Origin of the sequence: Gluconobacter sp. DsW_058 (assembly GCF_002153615.1) — a bacterium.
Lineage (GTDB): Bacteria > Pseudomonadota > Alphaproteobacteria > Acetobacterales > Acetobacteraceae > Gluconobacter > Gluconobacter cerinus.
Window position 1 is genome coordinate 102080 of sequence record NZ_JOPH01000057.1, and the last position, 22489, is coordinate 124568.

Below are 22489 nucleotides of genomic sequence, written 5' to 3' on the forward strand. Positions count from 1 at the left end.
GTAGAGCCTTTTTAGAAAAATGAAAATAAATTTTCGGGATAGTGTTTTTTTCATATTTCTTTTTTAAAAATGTCAGTCTGCGCGTAAAATAAGACAAATAGGTAAAAATTCGAATATTTTTAAAATAATAGTTTATTCTAAAAACTCGGTTTTTACAGGGTTTTCTACTAGTATATGGGAGGGTATTCGAGGTAATTAAAATATCCTCCAATATTTATTAAAACGTTGTGTCCACTAGATGGCGTCCGAGGGCTGGGTCATCTGTGAAGAACCCGTCGATCCCCATATCCAGGTAGCGGCGGACCTCTGCGATCATACCTTGGGGGTTGCGAGCCGCTGGGCCCGCGTCATTTCGAAGCTGAGCAGGAAGAAAGTAGTTTTCTGGGCGTGCTGTGTAGGAATGAACGAGCAGACCTGCACGGTGCGCGTCATCCACCAGTGTGCTGGGTTCAAGCCATGCGCCTTTGGAATCCCGGGGGATCAGATCCGTGTTCGATGGGCCGATGACGTCGGCATAATGACGGACCTCCTTGAGGCCGCTCGGTGTCATCAGGTCGCCGAAGGTTGTTGTTTTTCCTGCTGCGGCAAGATCAGGGGGAACCTGTCTGCGTTCACCCATCAGAAGCATCAGCCGTGTCTGTGGGTTGATGGCCAGTGCTTGCTCCCGGATACGGGCAAGGTTGGACGTTTCGAAAGACTGGATTTCGAGCGGGGCCTGACGCGTATATTCGTGTGCCGCGATGGTCTTGAGGAAGATCGCTTCCGGATCATGACCGAGGCTGTGAAAATGCGTTGAATGCTTGAGTTCCGGGATGAGGCCAAAGGTCTTGCCGGTGGCCGCAGCCTCAGCAGCGACAACTTCGATGACTTCCTCAAACGTGGGGATTTCGAAGCGGTCGTTATAGCGGGTGTTATGGACGCGCAGGGTGGCCAAGCGCTCACGGGCACGGAGTGTTTTGAGTTCCGCAAGCGTGAAGTCCGTTGTGAACCAGCCGGTCTGTTTCTGACCGTCGATGGTGACGGTCTTTTTCCGGTCGGCGAATTCCGGGTGATCCGAAACATCTGTCGTATCGGCGATGTTGCTTTCATGACGGACGACCAGATGGCTGTCTTTTGTCATGACCAGATCGGGCTCGATGAAATCAGCACCGTCCAGCATTGCCTTGGCATAAGCGCCGAGTGTGTGTTCAGGACGGAGAGCCGACGCGCCACGGTGGGCAAACACCAGTGGCTTTGGAGCCAGGGAAGGAGCCGCCTTTGCGGAGCGGCTCAGGTGAAGGGCGGGGAGGGCTGCGGAAAACAGCCCCAGAGTGCGGCGGCGCGTCAGCATGGATCAGTCCTTACAGCGTGGCGTTCAGTGTCAGGAAGAAGCTGCGCGGGGCAACCGGGAAGGCACTGAACTGACCAGAAGTCTGGGTCGCGTTGATGGTGGACCAGGCGTGTGTGTTGGTCAGGTTGGTGATGTTACCCTGAACACGCAGGGCTGCAATGTGAGGGATGCCATGGAACGTGTAGCCGGCGTTCATGTCAAACTGAGCAAATGGGGCGGCGTACATGTCGTTGGTGTAGGTTGCATAACGCTTGCCGGTGACGACACCGATGAACTGGCCATAAGCATTGCCCCAGTTGGTGCTGAAGACGAACTTCTCAGACCAGGCAGGCATACCCACAACGTTCTTGCCAGCCGTGTGCACGACTGTCGTGCCGGTGCTGTAGTTATCGTTGTAGGTGGACTTGTTATAGGACAGGCCGTTGTAGAGCGAGAAATGCTCGCCGAAATGGGACGTGAAGGAGAAGTCCATACCGTCGGTTGTGACGGAACCAACGTTGGCAAGCGTTGTGGCAGACCCGATGATGGAAGACAGCGTCTGCGTGGTGGCAACAGCCAGAAGGCGGTTCGAGAAGTGCACGTGATAGTATGACAGCTGCCCTTCGATAGACGTCAGCGGGCCAAGGTGGATCTGGCGATGCTCACGCAGACCGGTCTCGTACGTCCATGATGTTTCCGGCTTGCCGTTCTTCTTGAAGTCTTCGAATGCAGCCTGACTGGTTGCGCCCCAAGGTGTGGCGTTGCCGTAGCCCGCGTCCTGAAAGGAGCGCATGTTTTCCTGAATGGTGGCGAACCACTGTTCATTCGGCGTGATGTTCCAGACCGCACCGAAGGATGGCAGGAACGGACGTTCCGCGGCAATTGTGCCGCCCGGAGCCGTGACGGCATAGGACGGAGATAGCGAGCCGGCCTTCGCGGCGACAGGGAGCGTGCCGTTCGTATAGACCAGCTCGGACTTGAAGCCGGCCGCCAGGGAGAAGTTCTTGGAAATCTGCCAGTTGTCCTGCAGATGGGTCACGAACGTATTAGTGTAGAAGTTGTTTGTGTACTGGTCGATCAGGGCGTTCTGCTGACGCTCGTAAGGCGTGGTCGGGTTGTTGGCGTCCAGCGGATACCAGCGACGGGCCTGCGTGTTGTTGTTGCGCTCGTACCAGCCACCGACTTCGATGGAATGCTTGCCGAGATGGTAGCGAAGCGTGGACATCAGGCCGCCACGGTTGTCCCAGTACTCTGTGGTACGGGTTGCATAACCGGAGCCACCGAAAACAGAGCTGAGATCCTGGCCGGGGAAGTAGGCCGCAAAGAGCGTCGGAAGGCCCGCTGCGGTGATCGGACCAGCGACGACGCCTTCGCCCAGATCATGGTGATAATAGATCGAGTTGTCCCAGTGCAGGTTCGCACTGAAATCATGCGTCCACTTGGCATAGGCGAGAAAATCTTCGCGCTGGGCGGCAGAGTAGTAGTTACGATAGTTCAGGCCCGCATTCTTGTACGCTGCCGAGTTGATATAGGATTTTGCGTAATTGAAGTTGGGATATGTGAACGGACGGACATATGTGCCGTAACCCTGCGGCAAGGTCACGCTATCTTCGTTCGGCTCAACCTTCTGGGACCAGTCGAAGAAAGCGGAGAAATGATCGTGTGCGCTATGGTGAACGAACTTGGCGTTGACCTGGTAGCCACCCTGATGGCCGGCGAAGTCCCACGCGCGGGCATCCTGACGGGCAAACGACACATAGGCTGAGTTGCCGTTTCCAAATTCACCCGTATCAAGACGGGCGAAGGTGCGGAACGTGGACCAGCTGCCGAAAACCTGTTCGATTTGGGCTCCGCGCTTGTGGAGGGGGTCCTGCGTTTCGAATTCGAGCGTACCGCCGAGGTTGGACGTAGATGCCGTGCCGAGGCCACCTGCACCCGTCGCAATGGACGCTGATCCAATGTTTTCACTGATGGCTGCGCGCTGCGGGGACAGACCGTTATAGTTACCGTAAGCCTGCTCGCCGAGGGGAATGCCATCCAGCGTGTAGCCAAGCTGATTCTGGTTGAAACCATGTACATAGAGGGAAGAGTTCTGCTCGTTGTTGCCCCAAGGGTCCGCATTGTTGAATACAACGCCTGGCAGGATCTGGAGTGACTTGATGGGGTTTATACCCGGCAGGATACGCTGGATCTGAACGCGGCCCAGCGTCTGCTCGGAGCGGGTACGCTTGGCCGTAATGACCAGCTGCTCCGAACCGCCAGAAACAGCAGCTGTCTTGTGAGCTATCGTATGTTTCTTGCCGATCTTGGTCGTATCAGCACCCTGAGCAGACGGCAGTGCCATGCAGACAGCCAGCGGCGAACAGAACAGAAAGAGCAACCCTTTGTTGCGCTTGGACTTTGAAGGCATGATGGTTTTCCCGTAACGAGCCAGAATCGAAACGGGCGGAACCTAAGCGCAATACTGCTAGATGTGTGTGAACCTAGTGTGAAGCTGGAATGACAGTTTTATGACGCCGTTTGCCAGCCTAGGCCCACGATCGCGACGCGCCGTCCGAACGGGGTCTCCTGCAATACTATGACTTCTCTTTCCTCAAGATATGTCAGCTGGCGGCGGGCCCGTCCCAGTGAGTGCGTGCCGTAGGCGCGGGCAAGAGCGCTGTCATCCGGGCAGGTTTTCGAATCGAGCGCGGTGCGTGCCAGCAACAAAAAGACGCCCTGAACATCTTCCGGCAGAGACGCGGCTATGGCTTCGGCTTTTTGCCACTCTTCACTTTCTGCACGTTCCCGGTCCAGACCCGCGCGGATGGTTGCAAGAATGCGCTGGAAACGACCGAGATCGAGGACGTTTCGTGATAGCCCCTGAATGCGCGCCCGGAGCTGGAAGTCTTGATAGAGGGTGGCAAGCGGCTTATAATCCGCGCCTTCCTCGGATGCCACGCCAGCAACCATGTCCCAGATATGGGCTGGATCAATCTCGGTCGTTTCGGTTGCTGTGGTGGGTTCTTCAGCCGCTTCGCGGGTCGCGCCATAGGCATCGAGCTGTGCGAGAAGATCCGGCGGAGGGGGGCGCGTTTCGCGGCGGGGGCGGGGCGAAAATTCGTGAACGGGCTCGAGAATAATGTCTCGCAGGTCCTCGGCATCCATGGGCTGCAAGGGAACAAGCACTGGCCCCGTGTTGTGGCTGGCTGTTTCTACGGGGCCGATTGTCAGCAGCTTCGGACGACGGGACAGAGCGGGGCCGAGCGCCATGAACTGCCCGCGGGCAAGATCACGAAACGATTCCGCGGCCCGACGCTCCATGCCCAGAAGATCTGCCGCACGGGCCATGTCGATGTCGAGGAAGGTCCGGCCCATCAGGAAGTTCGAGGCTTCTGCCGCGACGTTCTTTGCCAGTTTGGCCAGACGCTGTGTTGCGATAACACCGGCCAGACCACGTTTACGCCCACGACACATGAGGTTCGTCATGGCCCCCAGTGAGAGGCGACGGGCTTCATCGGATGTGTCCCCGCCCGCAACCGGTGCGAAGAGCTGGGCTTCGTCCACCACAACCAGAGCCGGATACCAGTTGGCGCGTGGTGCTTCGAACATGCCGTTCAGAAATGCACCAGCAGCACGCAGCTGCATTTCGGCTTCCACCTGTTCAAGGTTCAGCACAACAGATGCACGATGCGCCCTGACACGTTCACCAGCTGCGCGCAAACTGGCTTCAGACTGGTCTTCAACGTCAATGACCAGATGGCCATAGCGGTCTGCCAGGGTGACGAAGTCGCCTTCCGGGTCGATCATGACCTGTTGAACGAGGGTTGCTGTCTGTTCCAGCAGGCGGCGCAGAAGGTGGGATTTGCCCGAGCCGGAGTTACCCTGAACCAATAGGCGCGTGGCCAGCAGTTCCGGCAAATCAATGCAGGTGTCTGAGCCGTCGCGGCCCTGTCCGAGAACGATGGATGTCATGGCGTCAGCGGATACCCGAAACTGACGATTCTAGCCACCCAAGGACGCCTTTTGCTGCGGCAAGACCGGTGGAAAAACATCCCTGCAGAAGATAACCCCCGGTTGGGGCTTCCCAATCCAGCATTTCGCCAGCTGCAAACACCCCGGGATGAGCCTTCACCATGAATTTTTCGTCCAATGCGTCCTGACGTAATCCCCCTGCCGTCGAAATGGCGCGGTCGAGGGTGTCTGTCCCGGTCAGGACGATGGGGAGGGCTTTAATGGCCCGGGCCAGTTGGAGGGGTGTCGCTTGTTTTGGCGTTGCCTGTCGCAGAAATTCTCGGGAGGCACTATCGAGAGACAGAGCTTTGCGGAGGCGGTTGGACTGGCTCTCTCTCGGTCGCTGGTTCTGAAGGCGTTTGAGAATGGCGTCTTCAGAAAGGGGGGGGCGCAGATCCAGTGACAGGGTGGCGGTGCCCGTAGAGGTGATGGCATCACGGAGAGAGGCCGAGAGGGCATAAAGGGCAGAGCCTTCCAGTCCGCGCGGCGTAATGGTGAGGTCTCCACGGGTTTCCGTTCCCTGAAACGACAGTCCGACGGAATGGAGCACTTCCCCGTCATGGCGTTGCAGGACGTCATCGGGCCAGTTGGGCATGAAGCCGCAGTTTGACGGTTTGAAAGGGGATGTTTCCGCAGGGAACAGACTGGCCCACCGCCCGTCTGACCCCAGGCGAGACCAGCTTGCTCCGCCTGTGGCCATGAGCGTGGCGTCCGCAGCAAAGGTGACAGGACCTGAAGGGCTTTCAAAGGTCAGTCGTGAAGCCTCCCATCCTGTGAAGCGATGGCGTGTCCGGATCTGAACACCTTGTTCTGCAAGTCGATTGAGCCATGCGCGAAGGAGGGGAGACGCTTTCATGCTTTTGGGGAAAACTCGCCCCGAGCTTCCACTAAAGCACTCTTGCCCAAGGCTTTCAGCCCAGCGGCGTAGGGCATCTGGCGGGAAGTTCAGCACGGCTGGGGTCAGCCAGTCCTGAGCTGGTCCATAGCGTGTTATGAAAAGGTCGAGTGGCTCAGAGTGGGTCAGGTTAAGGCCACTTCGGCCTGCCATGAGCAGTTTCCGCCCCACGCTGGGCATCTGCTCAAAGATTTCGACGTGACATCCATGACCAGAAAGATATTCAGCGGCGAACAGGCCGGCGGGACCTGCGCCAACGATGGCAACAACTGGAGGCGTGGAGAAAGGGCTCATGGCTGTCTGATTGCCATGAGCCGGATGGTTTGTCAGGTTCTACGTGCTTCTGAGGCCGACGAGGGTCAGCCTCAGGAGGGCATCAGAAACCGGCGCTGATGGAGCCCGTTGCGGCGAAAGGTGCTGCAATGGCGTAGGTCGGGGCTGTGCCCTTTACCGTATTGCCGAAAATGCCCTTCATGGTTGTTGCATTCGTCTGCACGCTGAGCGGGAAGCCCAGATAGTGCTTGTCGGCAATGTTGGAGATGTTGAGCTTGACGTTGGGGCTCTGCAGGAAGCCAACATTGTGGAAGCGATAACCGACGGTCAGGTTCATACGCACGTAAGACGGCAGTGCCTCGTCGTTCATGAACGTTGAATACTGCTTGGCCACGTATTTCAGGCTGTAGGCGCCGAAGAGATTTCCGTCATCGTAATCCAGGTTGAAGCCAACCTGATATTTTGGTGTTTCAGGCGCGAACTTGCCCTTGGTGTGCAGATAATCCACGGAGCTTCCGCTGCCGCCGCGCAGGTTGCTGGTCGTGCGAGCATCAACATACTCAAAGGATACATACGGGCGCAGATGATAGAAAATCGGACGCGTGCCGATTTCTGCATCCACACCGTTTGTGCTCTGACCGCCCGCATTGATGTTGTTGCTGTAGTAGTTTGAGCAGGCGTCATCGGTGCACTGGCTCTGCGAGAAGAACCTGTTGGTGAAATTATAATGGAAGTACGTGATCGATCCCATGACGGTCGAACCGGTGTAACGCCAGCCCGCTTCTTCCGAGATGGAAATTTCCGGGTTGAGGTTTGAGGTGCCGCGTGTGGCGTAACCGCTGCTGGCCTGGTTGGGAGCCTTCACATTGTAATACGTGCCTGCATCGAAAAGTGCGTAGTTCGTCGGCATCCGGAAGTTGGTCGCACCGGAGATGAAGATCTGGTTTTCCGGGTTGATCTGGTAGCGGATCGACGCCGTCGGCAGCGGCTCATAGTACGTCTTGTTGATGTACGGGCCGGTGGATGTGTTTGGTAGCATATTCTGCGCATCACGGGTGACGATGGCGTATTTCAGGCCGCCCTCGATCGTGAGCTTGTTGTTCAGCAGAGACAGGCTATCCCCGATGAACATTGTGTGCACGCGGGTCTGCGTGAGGTTGGAGCGGTACTGATAGGTCTGCCCGTTGTCAAAGACGTAGTTTGCAGCCTGTCCCCAAACGCTCCAGGGCGTTCCGTCCGCACCAATGCCCGTGGCGGGGCCGCTCTGGATCTGCTTGGAATATTCGAACCAGTAACCAACCATCAGGCGGTTTACGCCTGTTGTCAGCGTCAGCTTCGTGACGGCACCGGGGCGATAGGTTGTGGTGATGGACGGTTCATAGAGCAGGCTGCCTTTGGCAACGGACTGCCCTTCAAGCGTTCCGCCCATTGTTGTCGCACCATAGCTGGTGGGAACCGTGTATGCCCCGCCGCCACTGCCGCTGCCATACCAGAAGTAAGGTGTTTCCGTCAGTGTCAGGTGATCGGTCAGCTTGAAGGTGGACGGTGCACTGACATAAATGTTGGTGAACGGGTTCTGATGGAACTTGTAATAGTCCGCATCGCTCTTCGTGGTCTGGCCGGTCGGATCTTTGTACACGCCATTATAGACGGTGTTGGAGATCGTGGACGTGGTGGTGTTCTTGAATGTGCTGCCATTCGGGCGCGTGCAGGTTGCCCCAGCCGAACAGGACGTCACGTATTTGTCCTTCACGCCCAGACCGTATTCGTCCCACGATGCCATGTTCACGGAGCGGTTCAGGTAGTTGTAAAGGCGATTGCCAACGATCGCGAGAGAGACGCGGTTGCCGTCGCCCCAGTCATTCACGATCTTGCCTTCGGCGTGCAGCTTCCGGTTCGTTGCTTCACTATGAACGGCATCTTCCGTCGCATAGGAACCGGAAAAATAGGCGCGCAGGTTCGTGTGACCGATCTTGCCAGTGTCGAGGCGCAGGAAGCCGCGGGTATAATCATAAGACCCGTAGGACACGTCGAATGCGCCACCAGCCTTCATCTTCGGATCGATCATGTACATGTCGACCACGCCGCCCGTGGCGCTCAGATGTGGGCTGTCCAGATCCGCGGAACCCTGTGCGAGATTAACCTTCTGAAGGTTTTCTGAATCCACGATTTCCTGGGAATATGTCTGGAAGGAGCCGACGTCGTTGATCGGGAAACCTTCAAGGGTAAAGCCCATCTGCGTCTGATCGAGGCCACGGGAGCTCATGTGGCTACCTGTCAGGCCTGCCGGGTCGGAAGACGACACGTTGGCGCCTGGAAGCAGGGAGATGAGCTGCATCGGGTCCTGACCCGGAGCCTGCTTTTCAATGAAATCGCGAGACACGCTGGAAACAGACTTTGCTGCGTCCTGCTTCTGCATCAGGCCGCCACCAACGTCACGGCGTGTAACGCCGTCAAAATACTTGCGCCGACCACTGACGGACACGTGCTCTTCATGCACTTCATCTGTTGGCGCGGTATTACCCATCATTGACGGTGCCGCTGCGGCTGCCTGATGGCGGTTTGACTTATGATCAGGGGACGACGCGGCGGGGGCTGCCAGTGCAGGAGCGACCCCTAAGGCAATGAGTGCAGACGTTGAAAGCAGGCGTGCAAGGCGCATCAGGAAGATGGTCTTTCTCGGATAGTGAAATAAGCGAGAAGGGGAAAACCACGCTTTGTCACAATCATCAACAGTTTGGCATATGAAACATTACGACATAAATAATCGTGATATTTTCGCAACAAAAGTGGCCTGAAAGCTTGCTTTGAGTGCCGGGGCATCTACGCGCTATAAGTGGTCATTGCTGACATTCGGAGGTTTCAGGCATGCAGAACGCAATCCAGCGCCGGGTGGCTCAGGGGCAGGGACGGGAACCAGCAGATCTGGTGATCCGCAACGTCCGTCTTCTGGATCTCGTGACAGGTGAACTGGTCCCGACGGATATTGCGATCTGCGGTGACCGGATCGTTGGAACGTACGGGACATATGAAGGCAGGCAGGAGATCGATGGACGCGGGCGGGTCGCTGTTCCCGGTTTCATTGATACCCACCTTCATGTTGAGTCCTCTCTGGTCACGCCTTTCGAGTTTGATCGGTGCGTTTTGCCGCATGGCGTGACGACCGCCATCTGTGACCCCCATGAGATGGCCAATGTCCTTGGGCGGTCAGCCTTCGATTATTTTCTGGCTGCGGCTGAGGGGACCGTCATGGATCTGCGGGTCAATCTGTCGAGTTGCGTTCCTGCAACGCCTATGGAAACATCCGGGGCCACACTGGATGCAGCTGATCTGGTGGCCTACCGGGACCATCCCAAGGTGATCGGGTTGGCAGAATTTATGAATATTCCGGGTGTTCTGAACGGTGATCCAGGTTGCCTGGACAAGCTGGCCGCATTTGCCGGCGGTCATATTGACGGTCATGCGCCGCTGATGCGCGGCAAGGCACTGAATGGCTATCTGGCTGCGGGCATTTCGACGGACCATGAAGCAACCGCCGCGGAAGAAGCGCTGGAAAAAGTCCGCAAGGGCATGACCGTGCTGATCCGGGAAGGCTCCGTCTGCAAGGATTTGGAAGCTCTGGTTCCGCTGTTGAATGTTGCAACGTCGCCATTCTTTGCCTTTTGCACAGACGACCGTAATCCGCTTGAAATCGCACATGAAGGGCATCTGGACTTTTTGATCCGCCGGGCGATCGAACTGGGGGTTGAGCCGCTGGCAGCGTATCGCGCAGCCTCACTTTCGGCTGCCAATGCCTTTGGTCTGCGGGACCGCGGGCAGATTGCTCCAGGCAAGCGTGCAGATGTTGTGCTTCTGGATAATCTTGAGGCTTGTCTGGTGTCAGATGTCATTTCTGCCGGGCGTCTGGTCACGGATGCCCTGTTTGCTGAACGGGAGATTATTCCGCCCGTAGGGCTGGGCAGTGTGAAGTTGCCAAGTGTGGTTTCTGCGTCGGATATGGAAATTCATGGCAGTGGAACAGACCGCCCTGTGATGGGGCTCATTCCTGGCCAGATTATTACGGAATATCTGCGGCTGACATTGCCGGAAGAGAACGGGCAGGCCCTGCCGGATGTTCCGAACGATGTGGCCAAGGTCTGTGTGTTGGCGCGACATGGACATAATGACAATATCGGCAGGGGGTTTGTGAAAGGGTTCGGCCTGAAGCACGGAGCACTGGCGTCATCTGTCGGGCATGACAGCCATAATATCTGTGTTGTAGGCACCAATGATGCGGATATGGCGACTGCTGTGAACCGGTTGGAAGCGACGGGCGGCGGATTTGTGGCCGTTCAGGATGGCAAGGTGCTGGCAGAACTGAAGCTGCCGGTGGCGGGCCTCATGAGTGATGCGCCGTTCGAACAGGTCCGCGACGAACTGATCGTATTGCGGAAAGCTGCGAAAGAGATGGGCGTTTCTCTGGAAGAGCCGTTTTTACAACTGGCTTTCCTGCCTCTTCCTGTTATCCCGCATCTCAAGATTACGGATCTTGGAATGATTGACGTCAGAACGATGGAACTGGTCTGAAACGCAAAAAGACCCGCCCCTGTGAGAGGGCGGGTCTTTTTTTATCAGGCCTGACGAAGGCTGATCAGTGGGTGGAGGCACCCGTTGCATTGGCGATGCCCTGCTGTGCACTGGTTGCAGCATGGGACGTTGCATGGCCAACAGCACTGACATCCTGGCCTGCGCCACGCGTCGTGTTGCAGGCGGACAGAGACACTGCCGTACCTGTAAGCAGGGCAGAGACTAGCATCAGGCGAGCGAACGTGGATTTACGGGTCTTGGTCATGCGGGCATGTCCTTATGTTCTGTGTGTTTGTTCAGGGGTAAAAGCCTGTCGTGTCAAAAAGTTGCGTTTTTAAGTACTGACCTGCGTCGGCAGGAACGGAAAAAGGCCTGAAAATTGTTAGAGAAATTTCATTGGGCCACAGCGATGTTCAGAGTGTTTCGTCGTAACCCGGAGCGTTCGCCTGGAAAGTCAGTTCTGATTGTGGACTGTAATTTTCCGCGGCCCCTCCATGATTCCGGGTCGATGGATCTGGACGCGCTGATCCACTCGCTGCTGCGTCAGGGATGTAAGGTCAGCTTTCTTGCGCTGGGGGAGTATTTCCTTCCCAGAGAGCAGCGGGATAGGAACGCGAGGGAAGAATATCGCGCCTGGGGAGTGACCTGCCTGACGCCCGGTGATGATGTGGCTTCACCCGGATGGAAGGGGATCGAAAAGGCTCTTCAACAGATCGGGCCGAAGCTTGATACCTGCATCCCATGCCGCGTGAGCTGTGGGGGCGCAGCTTACGATCGGCTTCGTGCGGCGTTTCCATCCGCCCGCATGATTTTCTACGTGTGTGATCTGCATTTTCTGCGAGAAGAACGGGCTGCGCGTCTTGCCGGAGATTATACCGCGCTCAAAGCAGTTGAGGTCACGCGGGATAATGAATTCGCCATTATGCGTCGTGCAGATGCGACACTCGTAGTGTCTAGCTATGAGAAAAATCTTTTACGTCAGGAATTGCCGGAAGCGCTGGTTGTTCATCTGGCTTTCCCCCGGCCATCTGCCGAGGGAGATACCTGGGACGCGCGCCGCGATATTGGTTTCATCGGCAATTTCGGGCATCGGCCGAATGAAGATGCTGTGCGTTATTTTCTGGAGCATGTCTGGCCGGATCTGGCTGTCCGCATGCCGGATTGCAGATTTCTGATCGTGGGGGCGGGTGCGCCAGACTGGCTGACAGAACGGGCGCAGAAAGACGCGCGTCTGGTTGTGCTAGGGCACGTGCCAGATTTGGCGGCTGTGTTGAACAGTTTAAGGATAACTGTCGCGCCGCTTCGGTATGGAGCAGGGACAAAAGGAAAGGTTTTAAGCAGCCTGTCTCATGGGGTGCCCTGTGTCATGACATCCGTTGCCGCTGAAGGTTTCGACTTCACGCCGCAGCTCAAAGAGCTGGTTGTTGCTGATCTTCCGCAGGATGTGGTGGATGCCATTGTGGCGCTCTACACACAGGCCTCTCGATGGGAGATGGTCATTCGTCACGGGCGTGATCTGATATTGCAGAATCATACGCCCGAGAAGCTTGATGCGGCGTTGGCTCAGTTACTGCGTCTTGATGCTGCGGGCCGCTGACCGAAGGATAAACTTACGAAGGCGTCCGTTACCAGGAGTCCTTCGCGCCGCCTCCGCCAGAATCTCCACCGCCGGATTTGTAGGAGTTTTTCTTCTTGTCGCCGCCGGACGAGTTGGCGTTATTACGTGACGCGGCTGATAGAATATTGATCAGCAGGCTCAGGATCACGTCCCAGGGAATGCTGATCAGAAACCTGTCAAAAATTGAAAGAGGGAGGCCCTGAGCTTCGCGGCGTTGAGCGCGGACGGTAAAGCCCGAGCCAAGAGCAAACAGCACCATCCCTCCGACACCGAGTGCAAGATCAAATCCGTTGATGTTGAAGTCCGTATCGGATGTGGCCTGTTTCTCGTGAACCTGCGTCTCGCTTTTACGCAAAATGTCGGTGATGGAATCCAGCATCCCGTTTAGCGCGGCGGCATAGTGACCGGCTTTCAGGTCCGGTTGGGCAGCATGCAGGATATTGAATGTCTGAAGGTCGGTCAGGTCGCCTTCAAACCCATACCCGACTTCGATGCGGGCCTGATTATCCGGAATATCCAGAACGATTAGAAGACCGTTGTCCTGCCCTTTTTGACCAATGCCGGAGGCATGAAACGTCGCATTCGCATACTGATCGATATCGTCCACATGGCCGGGAAGAACGATCAGAATGTGCGGGTGACTTGGGAGTGTTTGCCGAAGATCCGTCAGCTTCTGGACGAGTTGATCCTGTTCCTGCTCGGACAGGCTCTGATGCGGATCCGTGACGAGCTCGGTCAAAGGTGTGGCCGCGCCTGCCGGACCAGTCAGGGACAGGCATAGCAGGGCAGTCACGGCAAGGACCAGATGTAGGGTGCGCGTTAGAAGCGGGCGGAAAACAGTCGGCACGTTCGTCCGGTCCTTCAGTCAGATCAATGCTTGGAGAAGTCTACGACTGGCGGTGTCTGTGCGGCTGGGGAAGCCTCGTAGTAGACGCGCTGATGGTAGCCCATGATCCCGGCGGCGAGGTTGCCCGGGAAGTGCATGACTGTCTGGTTGTAAGCCAAAATGGCCTGCTGCAGACGCTGGCGTGCCACAGTGATGCGGTTTTGTGTGCCTTCAAGCTGAACCATCAGGCTCGTGAAGTTCTGATTGGCCTGTAGCTGCGGGGACTGTTCAGCCACGACGTTAATGGCCTTGATTTCCTGTGCGTTACGGGTCTGTGCGTCCAGGATTTTTTTCTGAAGGTCTTCATCGCTGACCGAGCGGGGGTCAATGCGGTTCAGGGGCGTTTCACCCGAACGTGCCGCAGCGTAATCCGTCAGGGTGTCATGCTCGTGGGTGGCATAGCCTTTGACTGTGTTGACCAGATTGGGAATCAGGTCGGTCTGGCGCTGAACTTCGTTCTGAAGCTGACCCATCTGTTCCTTGACGTTCTGGTCCGCTCCCATGAAACGGTTATAGCTTGATCCCAGCAGGGCAATAATGCCGATTACCAGAATGGCAGGAATGAGAAGTTTTCTCATCAGGGGTCCTCTTAAATCAAAAAACGGATCATCACTCCGATCGCAGAAAAAATCGTCAGTCGTGAGTGTCTGTTCTTCGCCTTTATACAACAGGATGGACTGAAGGAAAAAACGTTTCTTTTTAGTCCATGTTTGTGGGGCAAGTATTCCGGTTTCCCGTTATGTTATATCGGTAGAATGGCCATGTTTTATTTGCCCGCTGGAGTGTCGAGAAACTGGAGAGTGTCGGGTGTTCTGAACACGATGCTTCATGCATCTGGCATGACGCGCAATCATGCGGCATTAAGGCGGCATGAAACTGCGCTTTGCCCCATCGCCAACCGGCTATCTCCACGTTGGTAACGCCCGTCAGGCCGTCGCCAACTTCCTGTTCGCCCGCCGTCATGGCGGCAAGTTCCTCCTGCGTATCGACGATACGGACGTCGCGCGCAGCAAGCCTGAATATGAGGACGCGATCCGTAAGGATCTGGCGTGGCTCGGTCTGGACTGGGACGAAGAGGCCCGTCAGTCTTCGCGGATGGAGCGGTATGCTGCGGCGATCGACAAGCTGAAAGCCTCTGGTCGGCTGTATCCGTGTTTCGAGACAGAATACGAATTGAACGCCAAGCGCGAGATGCGCATCCGGGCGGGCAAGGCCCCGATCTATGATCGCGCTATGCTGAAACTGACGCCTGACCAGCGGGCACGTGCCGAAGCCAATGGCAAGACGCCGCACTGGCGCTTCAAGCTGACGGATGGCAGCCGCAAGTGGCAGGATCTCGTCATGGACGATTGTTCCGTCAAGCTGACGGCAATCTCCGATCCGGTTCTGATCCGCGCTGATGGCACGATCCTCTATACGCTGGCCTCGGTTGTTGATGATCTGGAAATGGGTATCACGCATATCGTCCGCGGTGAAGATCACGTCACAAATACTGGCGTTCAGATCGACATTGCAGAAGCTCTGGGTGCAAAGCCGGATCGCTTTACGTTCGCACATCTGCCGCTGCTGCTGGATTCCGACGGTGGGAAGCTGTCCAAGCGTTTCGATGCGCTGGGCCTGAAGTCGCTTCGTCAGGATGGGATCGAGCCGATGTCCATCGTGTCGTATCTGGCACGCGTTGGGACGTCCGATGATCCGGAAGTCATGACGATGGAAGAGGCGATTGCGGCCTACGAAATCTCCCATGTTTCCAAGTCTGCGGCGCGGTTCGATATGCGCCAGCTTCTGGCTCTGAACCGGAAGGCTCTGCACAATCTGCCGTTCTCGGTGGCGAAGGAACACCTTCCAGCCGAGGCGACGGAAGAGTTCTGGAATGCAGTGCGTGGCAATGTCGATCTGACGGCTGAAATCCCGCATTGGTGGGATGTGACGCAGGGAACGATCATTCCGCCGTCGCAGCCGGAAGACCGTGACTTCCTTCAGCAGGCGCTTGAAACCCTTCCTGCCGAGCCATGGGGCGAAACCACATGGCAGGACTGGACCACGGCTCTGAAGGAAAAGTCAGGCCGTAAGGGCAAGAGCCTGTTTATGCCGTTGCGCCTTGCCCTGACGGGTGAAGATAACGGCCCAGAACTGCATGTTCTTCTGAACCTGATGGGACACGCCCGGACGGTGTCACGTCTTCAGGACGCTATTGGCGCCTGAGTGATGAGTGGGAATGCCCGTTTGTCCGGGCATTCCCACTTCCGGGCATCAGACGGGTTCGACGCTCCAGAAAGCTTCCCAGCTTTCGCCAGGCTGTAGATGCAGCAGACCCGGCTTTTCCGAAAAATCGCCGCTGAATCCAACGGGTGTGGCGTAGCCATACCAAGGCTCGATGCACAGGAAGCCAGCACCTGGCTTGGTCCAGATTCCAAGATCCTTGAACCCGTCCCAGCGCACGCGCAGGCCGCTTCCGTCCGGGCCTGTGAAATCGACAGCCTTGCTACGGGCATCCAGCATGATGATGGCATCAGCCTCAAACAGGCTGTCCTGCAACGGAAGAATCCGGTCATGGATTGGGGACGGGACTGCCTCCGGAATCAGACCATCCGGGCTGATGCGCCGGATATGATCGGCTTCATTCGTGTCAAAGGTCAGGCGATGATTTTCGCGGCCCGTTTCTGGGTTCAGAGGCCACATGAAAGCCGGATGCACACCAAGGGACGCGTGTAGCGTGGCATCTTCGGACGGGTTGGTCAGAACATAGCCGACGTGCAGGCCGGTTTCTTCCATCCGGTAGATCAGGTGCAGCCGAAATGCCGCCGGGAAGAGCTGCCATGTTTCGGGTGTATCTTCCAGCTCCAGAACACAGCCGGTTTCTGTTCGTTCGAGCCAGCGGAATGTCATGTCACGGGCGAAGCCATGTTGGGTCAGCGTAACGGGCTGGCCATTCAGCGTTGTATTTTCCGGTGGTTTTCCAACGATGGGAAACAGAACGGGCGAATGGCGTTTCCAGGCGGGGCCAGCATTCCAGAGCAGGTCCTGCCCTGAAGTGGTCCGCAGGGAGGTCAGCTCTGCGCCATGGGCGGAAACCGTTGCCGTCAGGCCATTTTTTCCGAAGCTGTGCTGGGTATCAGACATGGTGATGGTGCCTTTCATGCGCTGTGGACGGATCAATCGGCTCGTGGTCCCCGTGTTCGGTTGTGTGGAACCGGGTGAAGTCGACCTCGACCCTGCCATCCGGGCGGTGATGGATCATGTCCGAGAAACGGTAGCCGTGTTTCACATGGCCGATCTCGTAGGCATGTCGTGCGAAGAGTGTCTGGGAGGAGATTTCGTCTGTCCCATCCATCGTGATGATGATTTCCGCATTCTGGTCAATCAGCGTGTCTGCTGACAGGCCATAAAGCGGGCTGGTCTCATCAATCATGTGTGTGGCGTTCAGGCTGATCCGGAAGATCGGAACATGCGACTGTATCAGCGCCAGCCTATCGAAACGGCGGACCAGTCGCCCATGATCGTCCGGCATCAGGCGCGTCAGGGTCATTTCAACGTTGGCAGACAGGATCAGCGTGCGACGACGGTTCGCGATGCGAATGGTGAGTGTCGGGATCAGGTCATCATAGGCCACGACGGCGACATGGCTGAACAGGATACGGGCTCTTGGGCGCGAGAAGCGAGCAAAGACCAGTCCTGTTGCGAGCGCATTGAGCATCATGCCGGCAAGCACTTCAAAGGAGACGATGGTGTTGGTCAGGCGTCCAACCGGAGCCATCGTGCCGTATCCGACGGTTGAGATTGTCTGGACGCTGAAGAACACGTCATCAAGGAAATCCCCGTGTGGGACGCCGCTGACGCTGCCGGGGATCATGTAGTAAAGGCAGGCAAATCCGATATTGATACCCAGATACAGAGCGAGGGACGCCCAGAAGAACGCCCCCCATGTCATGGTCATCAGATGGTGATAGAGGTCTCCGAGGGAGCCGTCTTTCAGACCGGTGCGGATAATGTCGCCCCGGCCGTTTTCTTCCAGAACATGGGCCCGGATGCGGTTGGCCGTTTCGACCACCAGCGCCTCAGGCCGTGGAGTCATCCGGTGCCTGTGTCGCCAGTGGATCATGGTCTTACCGTCTCGCCTTTCTGGCGCTGACCAGTTCGCTGACCACGCCGTGGAGCGTGCGAAGTTCCTGTTCGGTGACTTCGCCTCGTGTGAAGAAATGCCGCAGATTCCGGATCATGCCCGGTTTCTTCTGTTCATTCCGCAGGAAGCCACAGTCATCAAGTTCCCGCAGCAGATGGGACATGAAGTTTTCCAGCTCGCCCTTGGTGGCCACATGCGTCTCATTGGTCATGAGGTCGCGTGGGGGCGTCATGTCTTCGGTCAGGTACCACTCATAGGCCATGACGAGCACGGCCTGTGCGAGGTTGAGGGACATGAACTTCGGATTGAGCGGGTAACGCACCAGCGTATCGGCGCGGGCCATGTCTTCGACGTCGAGGCCCGCGCGTTCTGGCCCGAACAGGATGCCGGTACGCAGACCGCGCGTAGAAGCGACCCGGAGTTCCGCCGCTGCCCCGCGAGCCGTCATGACAGGCTTCACGACATGGCGGGGGCGGGGGCAGGTGGCGAAAACGCGGTGCAGGTCAGCCACGGCCTCATCGACCGTTTCGAAAACCTGTGCGTTGTCGAGGATACGATGGGCGCCGGAAGACGCAGGCCAGGCGCGTTCCTGCGGCCAGCCATCCCGTGGGGCGACGAGGCGCAGGTGAAACAGGCCGCCATTCGCCATGGCGCGCGCAGTCGTACCGACGTTTTCGGCTAACTGCGGGCGCACGAGAATAACAACGGGGTCAAATTCGCCGATCGGTTCCAGATCGGCACCACCATCACGTCCGGTCATGAGATTATGCCTTCCGCCATGTTGTGCCGCCGGGGCCGTCTTCCAGCGTGATGCCGTCTGCAGCAAGCTGGTTCCGAATTTCATCCGCGCGGGCGAAGTTGCGGGCTTTGCGGGCTGCCAGACGTTCCTCGATCAGCGCTTCGACGGCGGACGCATCAACGCCTGAGCGGAACCATTCAGCCGGGGAAACCTGAAACAGACCAAGCTGTTTGCCAGCGGCCAGAAGACCAGAGGCGGCTTCCTGATCGCCCTGCATGGCAGCGTCTGCCAGCGGGTGAAGGGCTGCGATGGCGAGCGGTGTATTCAGGTCATCGCACAGGGCATCGAGCACGGTTGCAGGAACGTTCGCCCCTTGTTGCGCGTCACCGCGCTCAAGAGCACGGTAAAGGCGATCCAGAACGCGGCGGGCTTCTTCCAGCTTCTCCCACGTGAAATCCAGCGTCGAACGGTAATGCGCGCCCAGATACAGGAGACGCAGCGGTTCCGCCGGGGACTTTTCCAGAACTTCCCGGATGGTGAAGAAATTGCCCAGAGACTTGGACATCTTTTCCCCGTTGGAGAGCAGCATGCCGTTATGGAGCCAATGCGTGGCGAACTTGCTGCCCGGATAGCAGCACAGAGACTGTGCACGCTCGTTTTCATGATGCGGGAAGAGCAGGTCGTCGCCACCGCCATGAATATCGAAGCTCTCACCCAGATACCGGTGTGACATGGCCGAGCATTCAATATGCCAGCCAGGGCGACCACGACCATACGGGCTGTCCCAACCGGGCTGATCGGGTGTGGAGGGCTTCCAGAGCACGAAATCGCCGGGATCGCGCTTATAGGGCGCCACTTCAACGCGGGCGCCAGCGATCATGTCATCCAGTGAGCGGCCGGAAAGTTCGCCATAAGAGGAGAAGTTCCGGACCGCGAACAGAACGTGCCCTTCGGCTTCATACGCATGCCCGTTTTCGATCAGGCGGCCGATCATGTCCAGCATCTCACCAATGTGGTGGGTTGCGCGGGGTTCGATATCCGGCGGCAGAATCCCGAGTGACGCCAAATCTTCATGAAAGGCTTCAGTCGTGCGGGCGGTCAGGGCGGAGATGTCCTCCCCGTTTTCTTTCGCTCGGGCTGTGATCTTGTCGTCCACGTCTGTGACGTTGCGGACATAGGTGACACGTGGATACAGCACGCGGAGCAGTCGGATCAGGATATCCGCGCCCATCATGGCGCGCAGATTGCCCAGGTGCGCCCGGTCATAGACTGTGGGTCCACAGAAATAGACCCGCACATTCTGCGGATCGAGTGGTGTGAACAGTCGCTTTTCGCGCGCGTGGGTGTCGTGCAGACGGAGCACGTGAGGAACGGGATCGGCCATAGATGGGATCAATGCGCCAGCCACCGTTTTGGTGCAACAGGCTTTGTTACTCTTGTCTGTATGATCTGCACTGCGATAGTGAGGCTTATGTGTAGAACCTTCAAAGATCCGACCTCTTCACGCGGGCATGCTCTTGCCCTGCTTCGCGTGGCTCTTCCGCTTGCACTTTCCCAGCTTTCCGAAATGTCGATGGGCGTGACGGACACCATCCTTCTGGGCGGTCTGGGGGTAGCTGAAGTGGCGGTCGGCGGTCTGGCCAATACTTTTTTCTTCACCACCATGGTGACCTGCCAGACCATTCTAGGTGGAGCTGGCGTTCTTCTGTCTCATAGTCGAGGAGCGGAAGACCACGGGCGGGATTCTCATGACGGTCGCAGTGTCATGAGCGCTGCGTTCGTTCTGGCACTGCTGATCTTCATTCCCTGTGCGTTGCTCTTATGGTTCGTGCAGCCATTGTTTGCATGGCTGGCGGAACCCGGGGATGTGGTGACCCAGGGCAGCCACTTCATTCATATCCTTCTGTTATCCCTGCTGCCGGATCTGGCCGTGATTGGTGTGCTGCGTGTGGCGCTTCCATCGCTCGGGGCGGAAACGCTTCTGCTGTGGATCATGCCCGCCATGGCGCTTTGCAATGGCATTACCAATGCAGCGCTCATTCATGGATGGTTCGGGCTGCCTGCGATGGGGATGTATGGTTCCGCCACAGCCACGACCCTGACAGGCTGGGCGATCAGTTTTGCCCTGACCGGATTGTGTCTGATGCATCCGCGAGTGCGGGCCGTTATGAAGCCAGCTCCTGTGCGCTGGCCTATCATGAAGGAACTATTGAAGCTCGGTTTGCCCATGATGATGGGAGCTGCTGCTGAAATTCTCATGTTTCAGATCACAAGCCTGCGGGCCGGGCAGCTTGGAACACAAAGCCTTGCAGCCCATCAGGTTGCAGTAAACGTGAGCGCACTGCTGTTCATGGTGTGTCTGGCTATTGGTCAGGCCACCAATGTTCGGGTGGCATACTGGCGGGGTTCAGGGCGAATGGATCAAAGCCGCCGGGCTGCGTGGACCGGTATCTGGGTGGTGCTCATCTGGTCTGTTCTGTCTTCAGCCTTGTTGCTGATCTGGCCAGAAAAAATCGTCAGCCTGTACTTCACGGGGCATGCTCCTGATCCATCTACGGCGGCATTGGTGATCACGCTTATGAAGATTGCCGGGATCTACCAGATTGTGGACGGACTTCAGGTTGTGTTCAGCGGCGCCCTGCGGGGGTGCGGTGATGCCGTCTGGCCAATGGTGATTGCTGTCACGAATTATGGCCTGATTGGCCTTGTCTTTGGGGGATGGTTGGCCTTCCAGCAGCACTGGGGTGCGGAAGGCCTTTGGGTCGGCATGGCGGCAGCGCTCACGGTGAGCTCTGTCGCCTTGGGAATTCGGCTGTTCAGCGTGATGCGGAAAGCCGAGCCTGTGCCATCGTAATCAGATAAGCCACAAACCCACCGGCAGAGAGCAGCGCGGCACCCCATCCGATCGATTCCAGGCCGTGCCCTGAACTTACCAGATAGGCCCCGAGCCATGTGCCCGCAGCGTTGGCAATGTTGAAGGCCGAATTGTTCAGGGATGCGGCAAGGGTTTGGGCATCTCCTGCAACTCCCATCAGATGCGTTTGAATGGCTGGGGAAATGCCGATCAGCGTTGCCGGGATCAGGAACGTGATCAGCAGCATGGCGACAGGGGATGGCAGGAGTAGCCAGAACCCGATCATGAACACGCAACTGGCAGCCAGAGAGAAAAGGATCGTCCGGTTGATATTTCGGTCCGCCATGGCTCCGCCAAACGAATTGCCAGCAACCATGCCAAGCCCCCAGACGATCTGATAAAGCGCAACGGCCCAGTCCGGGAGATGCGTTACGTCTGACAGGGCTGTCGTGAGGAACGTGTACACTGCAAAGAGGCCACCAAAGCCAATGGCGCTTGTCAGAAGCGTCAGGAGCACCTGAGGCCGCTTGAAAGCTCCGAGTTCAGCGAGTGCATTTGCGTCTGGATGGGGCTTGTCGCGTGGGGCGAAGTACCAGAGTGCCAGGAAGCAGAGCAATCCCAGCGCAGAGATTGCACCATAAGCGACGCGCCAGCCCAGATGATTGGCGGCGTAGGTGGACAGGGGCGACCCCACAACCGTGGAGATCATGATGCCGGACAGAACGCGCCCGACTGCGCGGCCACGTCTTGCGCGCTCAACCATGGAGGCGCCAACGAGCGCGGAAACACCGAAAAAGGCGCCGTGAGGGAGCCCGGTGATGAAGCGCATGACTTCGATGTCGAGCAGGTTCGGCATCAGGATTGTGCCGATATTCCCCACAAGGAACAGCACAAGCATAGCCAGCAGAAGTGTGCGACGGGGGAGTTTTGCACCAGCAACCGCAATGAGGGGTGCTCCGACCACGACACCCAGCGCATAAGCTGAAATGACGGAACTGGCGCGGGAAATGGAAATACCAAGGGAATGGGAGAATTCGGGCAGAAGGCCCATCATGGCGAATTCGCCAGTCCCAATCGTAAATGTCGCCAGCATGAGAGCAAACATGGCTGGCTCGACACCGTGGGGTGGACGCACCCGCTCGACATCGACTGGTTCGATTAATTCCATATGGAAAAGGTCCGGAATAAGGGGAAAACCCGCCTACCATCCGGACCCTGAAAAGCTACCCGAAC

Annotated in this window: 17 protein-coding genes; 4 read left to right on the plus strand and 13 right to left on the minus strand. The window is 57.4% G+C overall.

The window, feature by feature from the left end; genetic code table 11:
* Positions 1–217: 217 nt before the first annotated feature.
* The 5 genes from HK24_RS10440 to HK24_RS10460 form a co-directional block, all read right to left on the minus strand.
* A complete protein-coding gene (locus HK24_RS10440; protein ID WP_086634420.1) occupies positions 218–1330 on the minus strand; it encodes a glycerophosphodiester phosphodiesterase family protein in 1113 nt (370 codons plus the stop codon).
* 10 nt (positions 1331–1340) lie between these two features.
* Positions 1341–3719 (minus strand): TonB-dependent receptor, encoded by a 2379-nt coding sequence (locus HK24_RS10445; RefSeq protein ID WP_086634421.1) that lies wholly within the window; start codon positions 3717–3719, stop codon positions 1341–1343.
* 98 nt (positions 3720–3817) lie between these two features.
* A complete protein-coding gene (locus tag HK24_RS10450; RefSeq protein WP_086634422.1) occupies positions 3818–5263 on the minus strand; it encodes an ATP-binding protein in 1446 nt (481 codons plus the stop codon).
* A gap of 4 nt (positions 5264–5267) precedes the next feature.
* Positions 5268–6491 carry a TIGR03862 family flavoprotein gene (locus HK24_RS10455; RefSeq protein ID WP_086634423.1) on the minus strand — a complete coding sequence of 408 codons (1224 nt, stop codon included), beginning with the start codon at positions 6489–6491 and terminating at the stop codon, positions 5268–5270.
* A gap of 82 nt (positions 6492–6573) precedes the next feature.
* Positions 6574–9132 (minus strand): TonB-dependent receptor, encoded by a 2559-nt coding sequence (locus HK24_RS10460; protein WP_086634424.1) that lies wholly within the window; start codon positions 9130–9132, stop codon positions 6574–6576.
* A 206-nt stretch (positions 9133–9338) separates the two neighbouring features.
* Between HK24_RS10460 and ade the strand changes: the two genes are divergently transcribed.
* The gene (ade, locus tag HK24_RS10465) at positions 9339–11036 is read left to right on the plus strand and encodes an adenine deaminase (RefSeq protein ID WP_086634425.1); all 1698 of its coding nucleotides are present in this window, start codon (positions 9339–9341) and stop codon (positions 11034–11036) included.
* A gap of 64 nt (positions 11037–11100) precedes the next feature.
* Here the strand turns inward: ade and HK24_RS10470 are convergent, their stop codons facing one another.
* Entirely contained in the window at positions 11101–11301 is a 201-nt protein-coding gene (locus HK24_RS10470; protein ID WP_046899903.1) for an entericidin A/B family lipoprotein, read from the minus strand.
* A gap of 144 nt (positions 11302–11445) precedes the next feature.
* Here HK24_RS10470 and HK24_RS10475 point away from each other — a divergent pair, with 144 nt between their 5' ends.
* The gene (locus HK24_RS10475; RefSeq protein ID WP_086634426.1) at positions 11446–12633 is read left to right on the plus strand and encodes a glycosyltransferase family 4 protein; all 1188 of its coding nucleotides are present in this window, start codon (positions 11446–11448) and stop codon (positions 12631–12633) included.
* 28 nt (positions 12634–12661) lie between these two features.
* Here HK24_RS10475 and HK24_RS10480 read toward each other — a convergent pair whose 3' ends face one another.
* Both HK24_RS10480 and HK24_RS10485 read right to left on the minus strand, forming a co-directional pair.
* Positions 12662–13501 carry a YgcG family protein gene (locus HK24_RS10480; RefSeq protein WP_086634427.1) on the minus strand — a complete coding sequence of 280 codons (840 nt, stop codon included), beginning with the start codon at positions 13499–13501 and terminating at the stop codon, positions 12662–12664.
* 23 nt (positions 13502–13524) lie between these two features.
* The gene (locus HK24_RS10485; RefSeq protein WP_046900877.1) at positions 13525–14118 is read right to left on the minus strand and encodes a LemA family protein; all 594 of its coding nucleotides are present in this window, start codon (positions 14116–14118) and stop codon (positions 13525–13527) included.
* 292 nt (positions 14119–14410) lie between these two features.
* Between HK24_RS10485 and gltX the strand changes: the two genes are divergently transcribed.
* Positions 14411–15745, plus strand: coding sequence for a glutamate--tRNA ligase (gene gltX, locus HK24_RS10490; protein ID WP_086634428.1), 1335 nt, complete (start codon positions 14411–14413; stop codon positions 15743–15745).
* Between the two features lie 48 nt (positions 15746–15793).
* On the opposite strand, the gene HK24_RS10495 is transcribed toward gltX, so the two are convergent.
* From HK24_RS10495 to cysS, 4 genes are read right to left on the minus strand one after another with little or no spacing between them, the layout of a single operon-like run.
* Positions 15794–16663 (minus strand): aldose 1-epimerase family protein, encoded by an 870-nt coding sequence (locus tag HK24_RS10495; RefSeq protein WP_233126233.1) that lies wholly within the window; start codon positions 16661–16663, stop codon positions 15794–15796.
* A complete protein-coding gene (locus HK24_RS10500; protein WP_086634430.1) occupies positions 16656–17615 on the minus strand; it encodes an ion channel in 960 nt (319 codons plus the stop codon). The genes HK24_RS10495 and HK24_RS10500 overlap by 8 nt, the downstream gene beginning before the upstream one ends.
* Before the next feature lie 31 nt (positions 17616–17646).
* Positions 17647–18423 (minus strand): RNA methyltransferase, encoded by a 777-nt coding sequence (locus HK24_RS10505; protein ID WP_046899897.1) that lies wholly within the window; start codon positions 18421–18423, stop codon positions 17647–17649.
* Between the two features lie 4 nt (positions 18424–18427).
* Positions 18428–19786: a cysteine--tRNA ligase gene (cysS, locus tag HK24_RS10510; protein WP_086634493.1), complete on the minus strand. Its 1359-nt coding sequence runs from the start codon at positions 19784–19786 to the stop codon at positions 18428–18430.
* 87 nt (positions 19787–19873) lie between these two features.
* On the opposite strand from cysS, the gene HK24_RS10515 reads away from it, so the two are divergent.
* A complete protein-coding gene (locus HK24_RS10515; protein ID WP_086634431.1) occupies positions 19874–21256 on the plus strand; it encodes an MATE family efflux transporter in 1383 nt (460 codons plus the stop codon).
* Here the strand turns inward: HK24_RS10515 and HK24_RS10520 are convergent.
* Positions 21219–22424 carry an MFS transporter gene (locus HK24_RS10520; protein ID WP_086634432.1) on the minus strand — a complete coding sequence of 402 codons (1206 nt, stop codon included), beginning with the start codon at positions 22422–22424 and terminating at the stop codon, positions 21219–21221. The genes HK24_RS10515 and HK24_RS10520 overlap by 38 nt on opposite strands.
* Positions 22425–22489: the final 65 nt, after the last annotated feature.

Excerpts from the sequence above, each read along its gene's own strand:
- HK24_RS10470 (WP_046899903.1), bottom strand. The coding sequence starts at position 11,301 with ATGACCAAGACCCGTAAATCCACGTTCGCTCGCCTGATGCTAGTCTCT.
- HK24_RS10515 (WP_086634431.1), top strand. The coding sequence starts at position 19,874 with ATGTGTAGAACCTTCAAAGATCCGACCTCTTCACGCGGGCATGCTCTT.
- HK24_RS10475 (WP_086634426.1), top strand. The coding sequence starts at position 11,446 with ATGTTCAGAGTGTTTCGTCGTAACCCGGAGCGTTCGCCTGGAAAGTCA.
- HK24_RS10460 (WP_086634424.1), bottom strand. The coding sequence starts at position 9,132 with ATGCGCCTTGCACGCCTGCTTTCAACGTCTGCACTCATTGCCTTAGGG.
- HK24_RS10485 (WP_046900877.1), bottom strand. The coding sequence starts at position 14,118 with ATGAGAAAACTTCTCATTCCTGCCATTCTGGTAATCGGCATTATTGCC.
- HK24_RS10495 (WP_233126233.1), bottom strand. The coding sequence starts at position 16,663 with ATGTCTGATACCCAGCACAGCTTCGGAAAAAATGGCCTGACGGCAACG.
- HK24_RS10500 (WP_086634430.1), bottom strand. The coding sequence starts at position 17,615 with ATGACTCCACGGCCTGAGGCGCTGGTGGTCGAAACGGCCAACCGCATC.
- HK24_RS10450 (WP_086634422.1), bottom strand. The coding sequence starts at position 5,263 with ATGACATCCATCGTTCTCGGACAGGGCCGCGACGGCTCAGACACCTGC.
- ade (WP_086634425.1), top strand. The coding sequence starts at position 9,339 with ATGCAGAACGCAATCCAGCGCCGGGTGGCTCAGGGGCAGGGACGGGAA.
- cysS (WP_086634493.1), bottom strand. The coding sequence starts at position 19,786 with ATGGCCGATCCCGTTCCTCACGTGCTCCGTCTGCACGACACCCACGCG.
- HK24_RS10520 (WP_086634432.1), bottom strand. The coding sequence starts at position 22,424 with ATGGAATTAATCGAACCAGTCGATGTCGAGCGGGTGCGTCCACCCCAC.
- HK24_RS10455 (WP_086634423.1), bottom strand. The coding sequence starts at position 6,491 with ATGAGCCCTTTCTCCACGCCTCCAGTTGTTGCCATCGTTGGCGCAGGT.
- HK24_RS10445 (WP_086634421.1), bottom strand. The coding sequence starts at position 3,719 with ATGCCTTCAAAGTCCAAGCGCAACAAAGGGTTGCTCTTTCTGTTCTGT.
- gltX (WP_086634428.1), top strand. The coding sequence starts at position 14,411 with ATGAAACTGCGCTTTGCCCCATCGCCAACCGGCTATCTCCACGTTGGT.
- HK24_RS10440 (WP_086634420.1), bottom strand. The coding sequence starts at position 1,330 with ATGCTGACGCGCCGCCGCACTCTGGGGCTGTTTTCCGCAGCCCTCCCC.
- HK24_RS10505 (WP_046899897.1), bottom strand. The coding sequence starts at position 18,423 with ATGACCGGACGTGATGGTGGTGCCGATCTGGAACCGATCGGCGAATTT.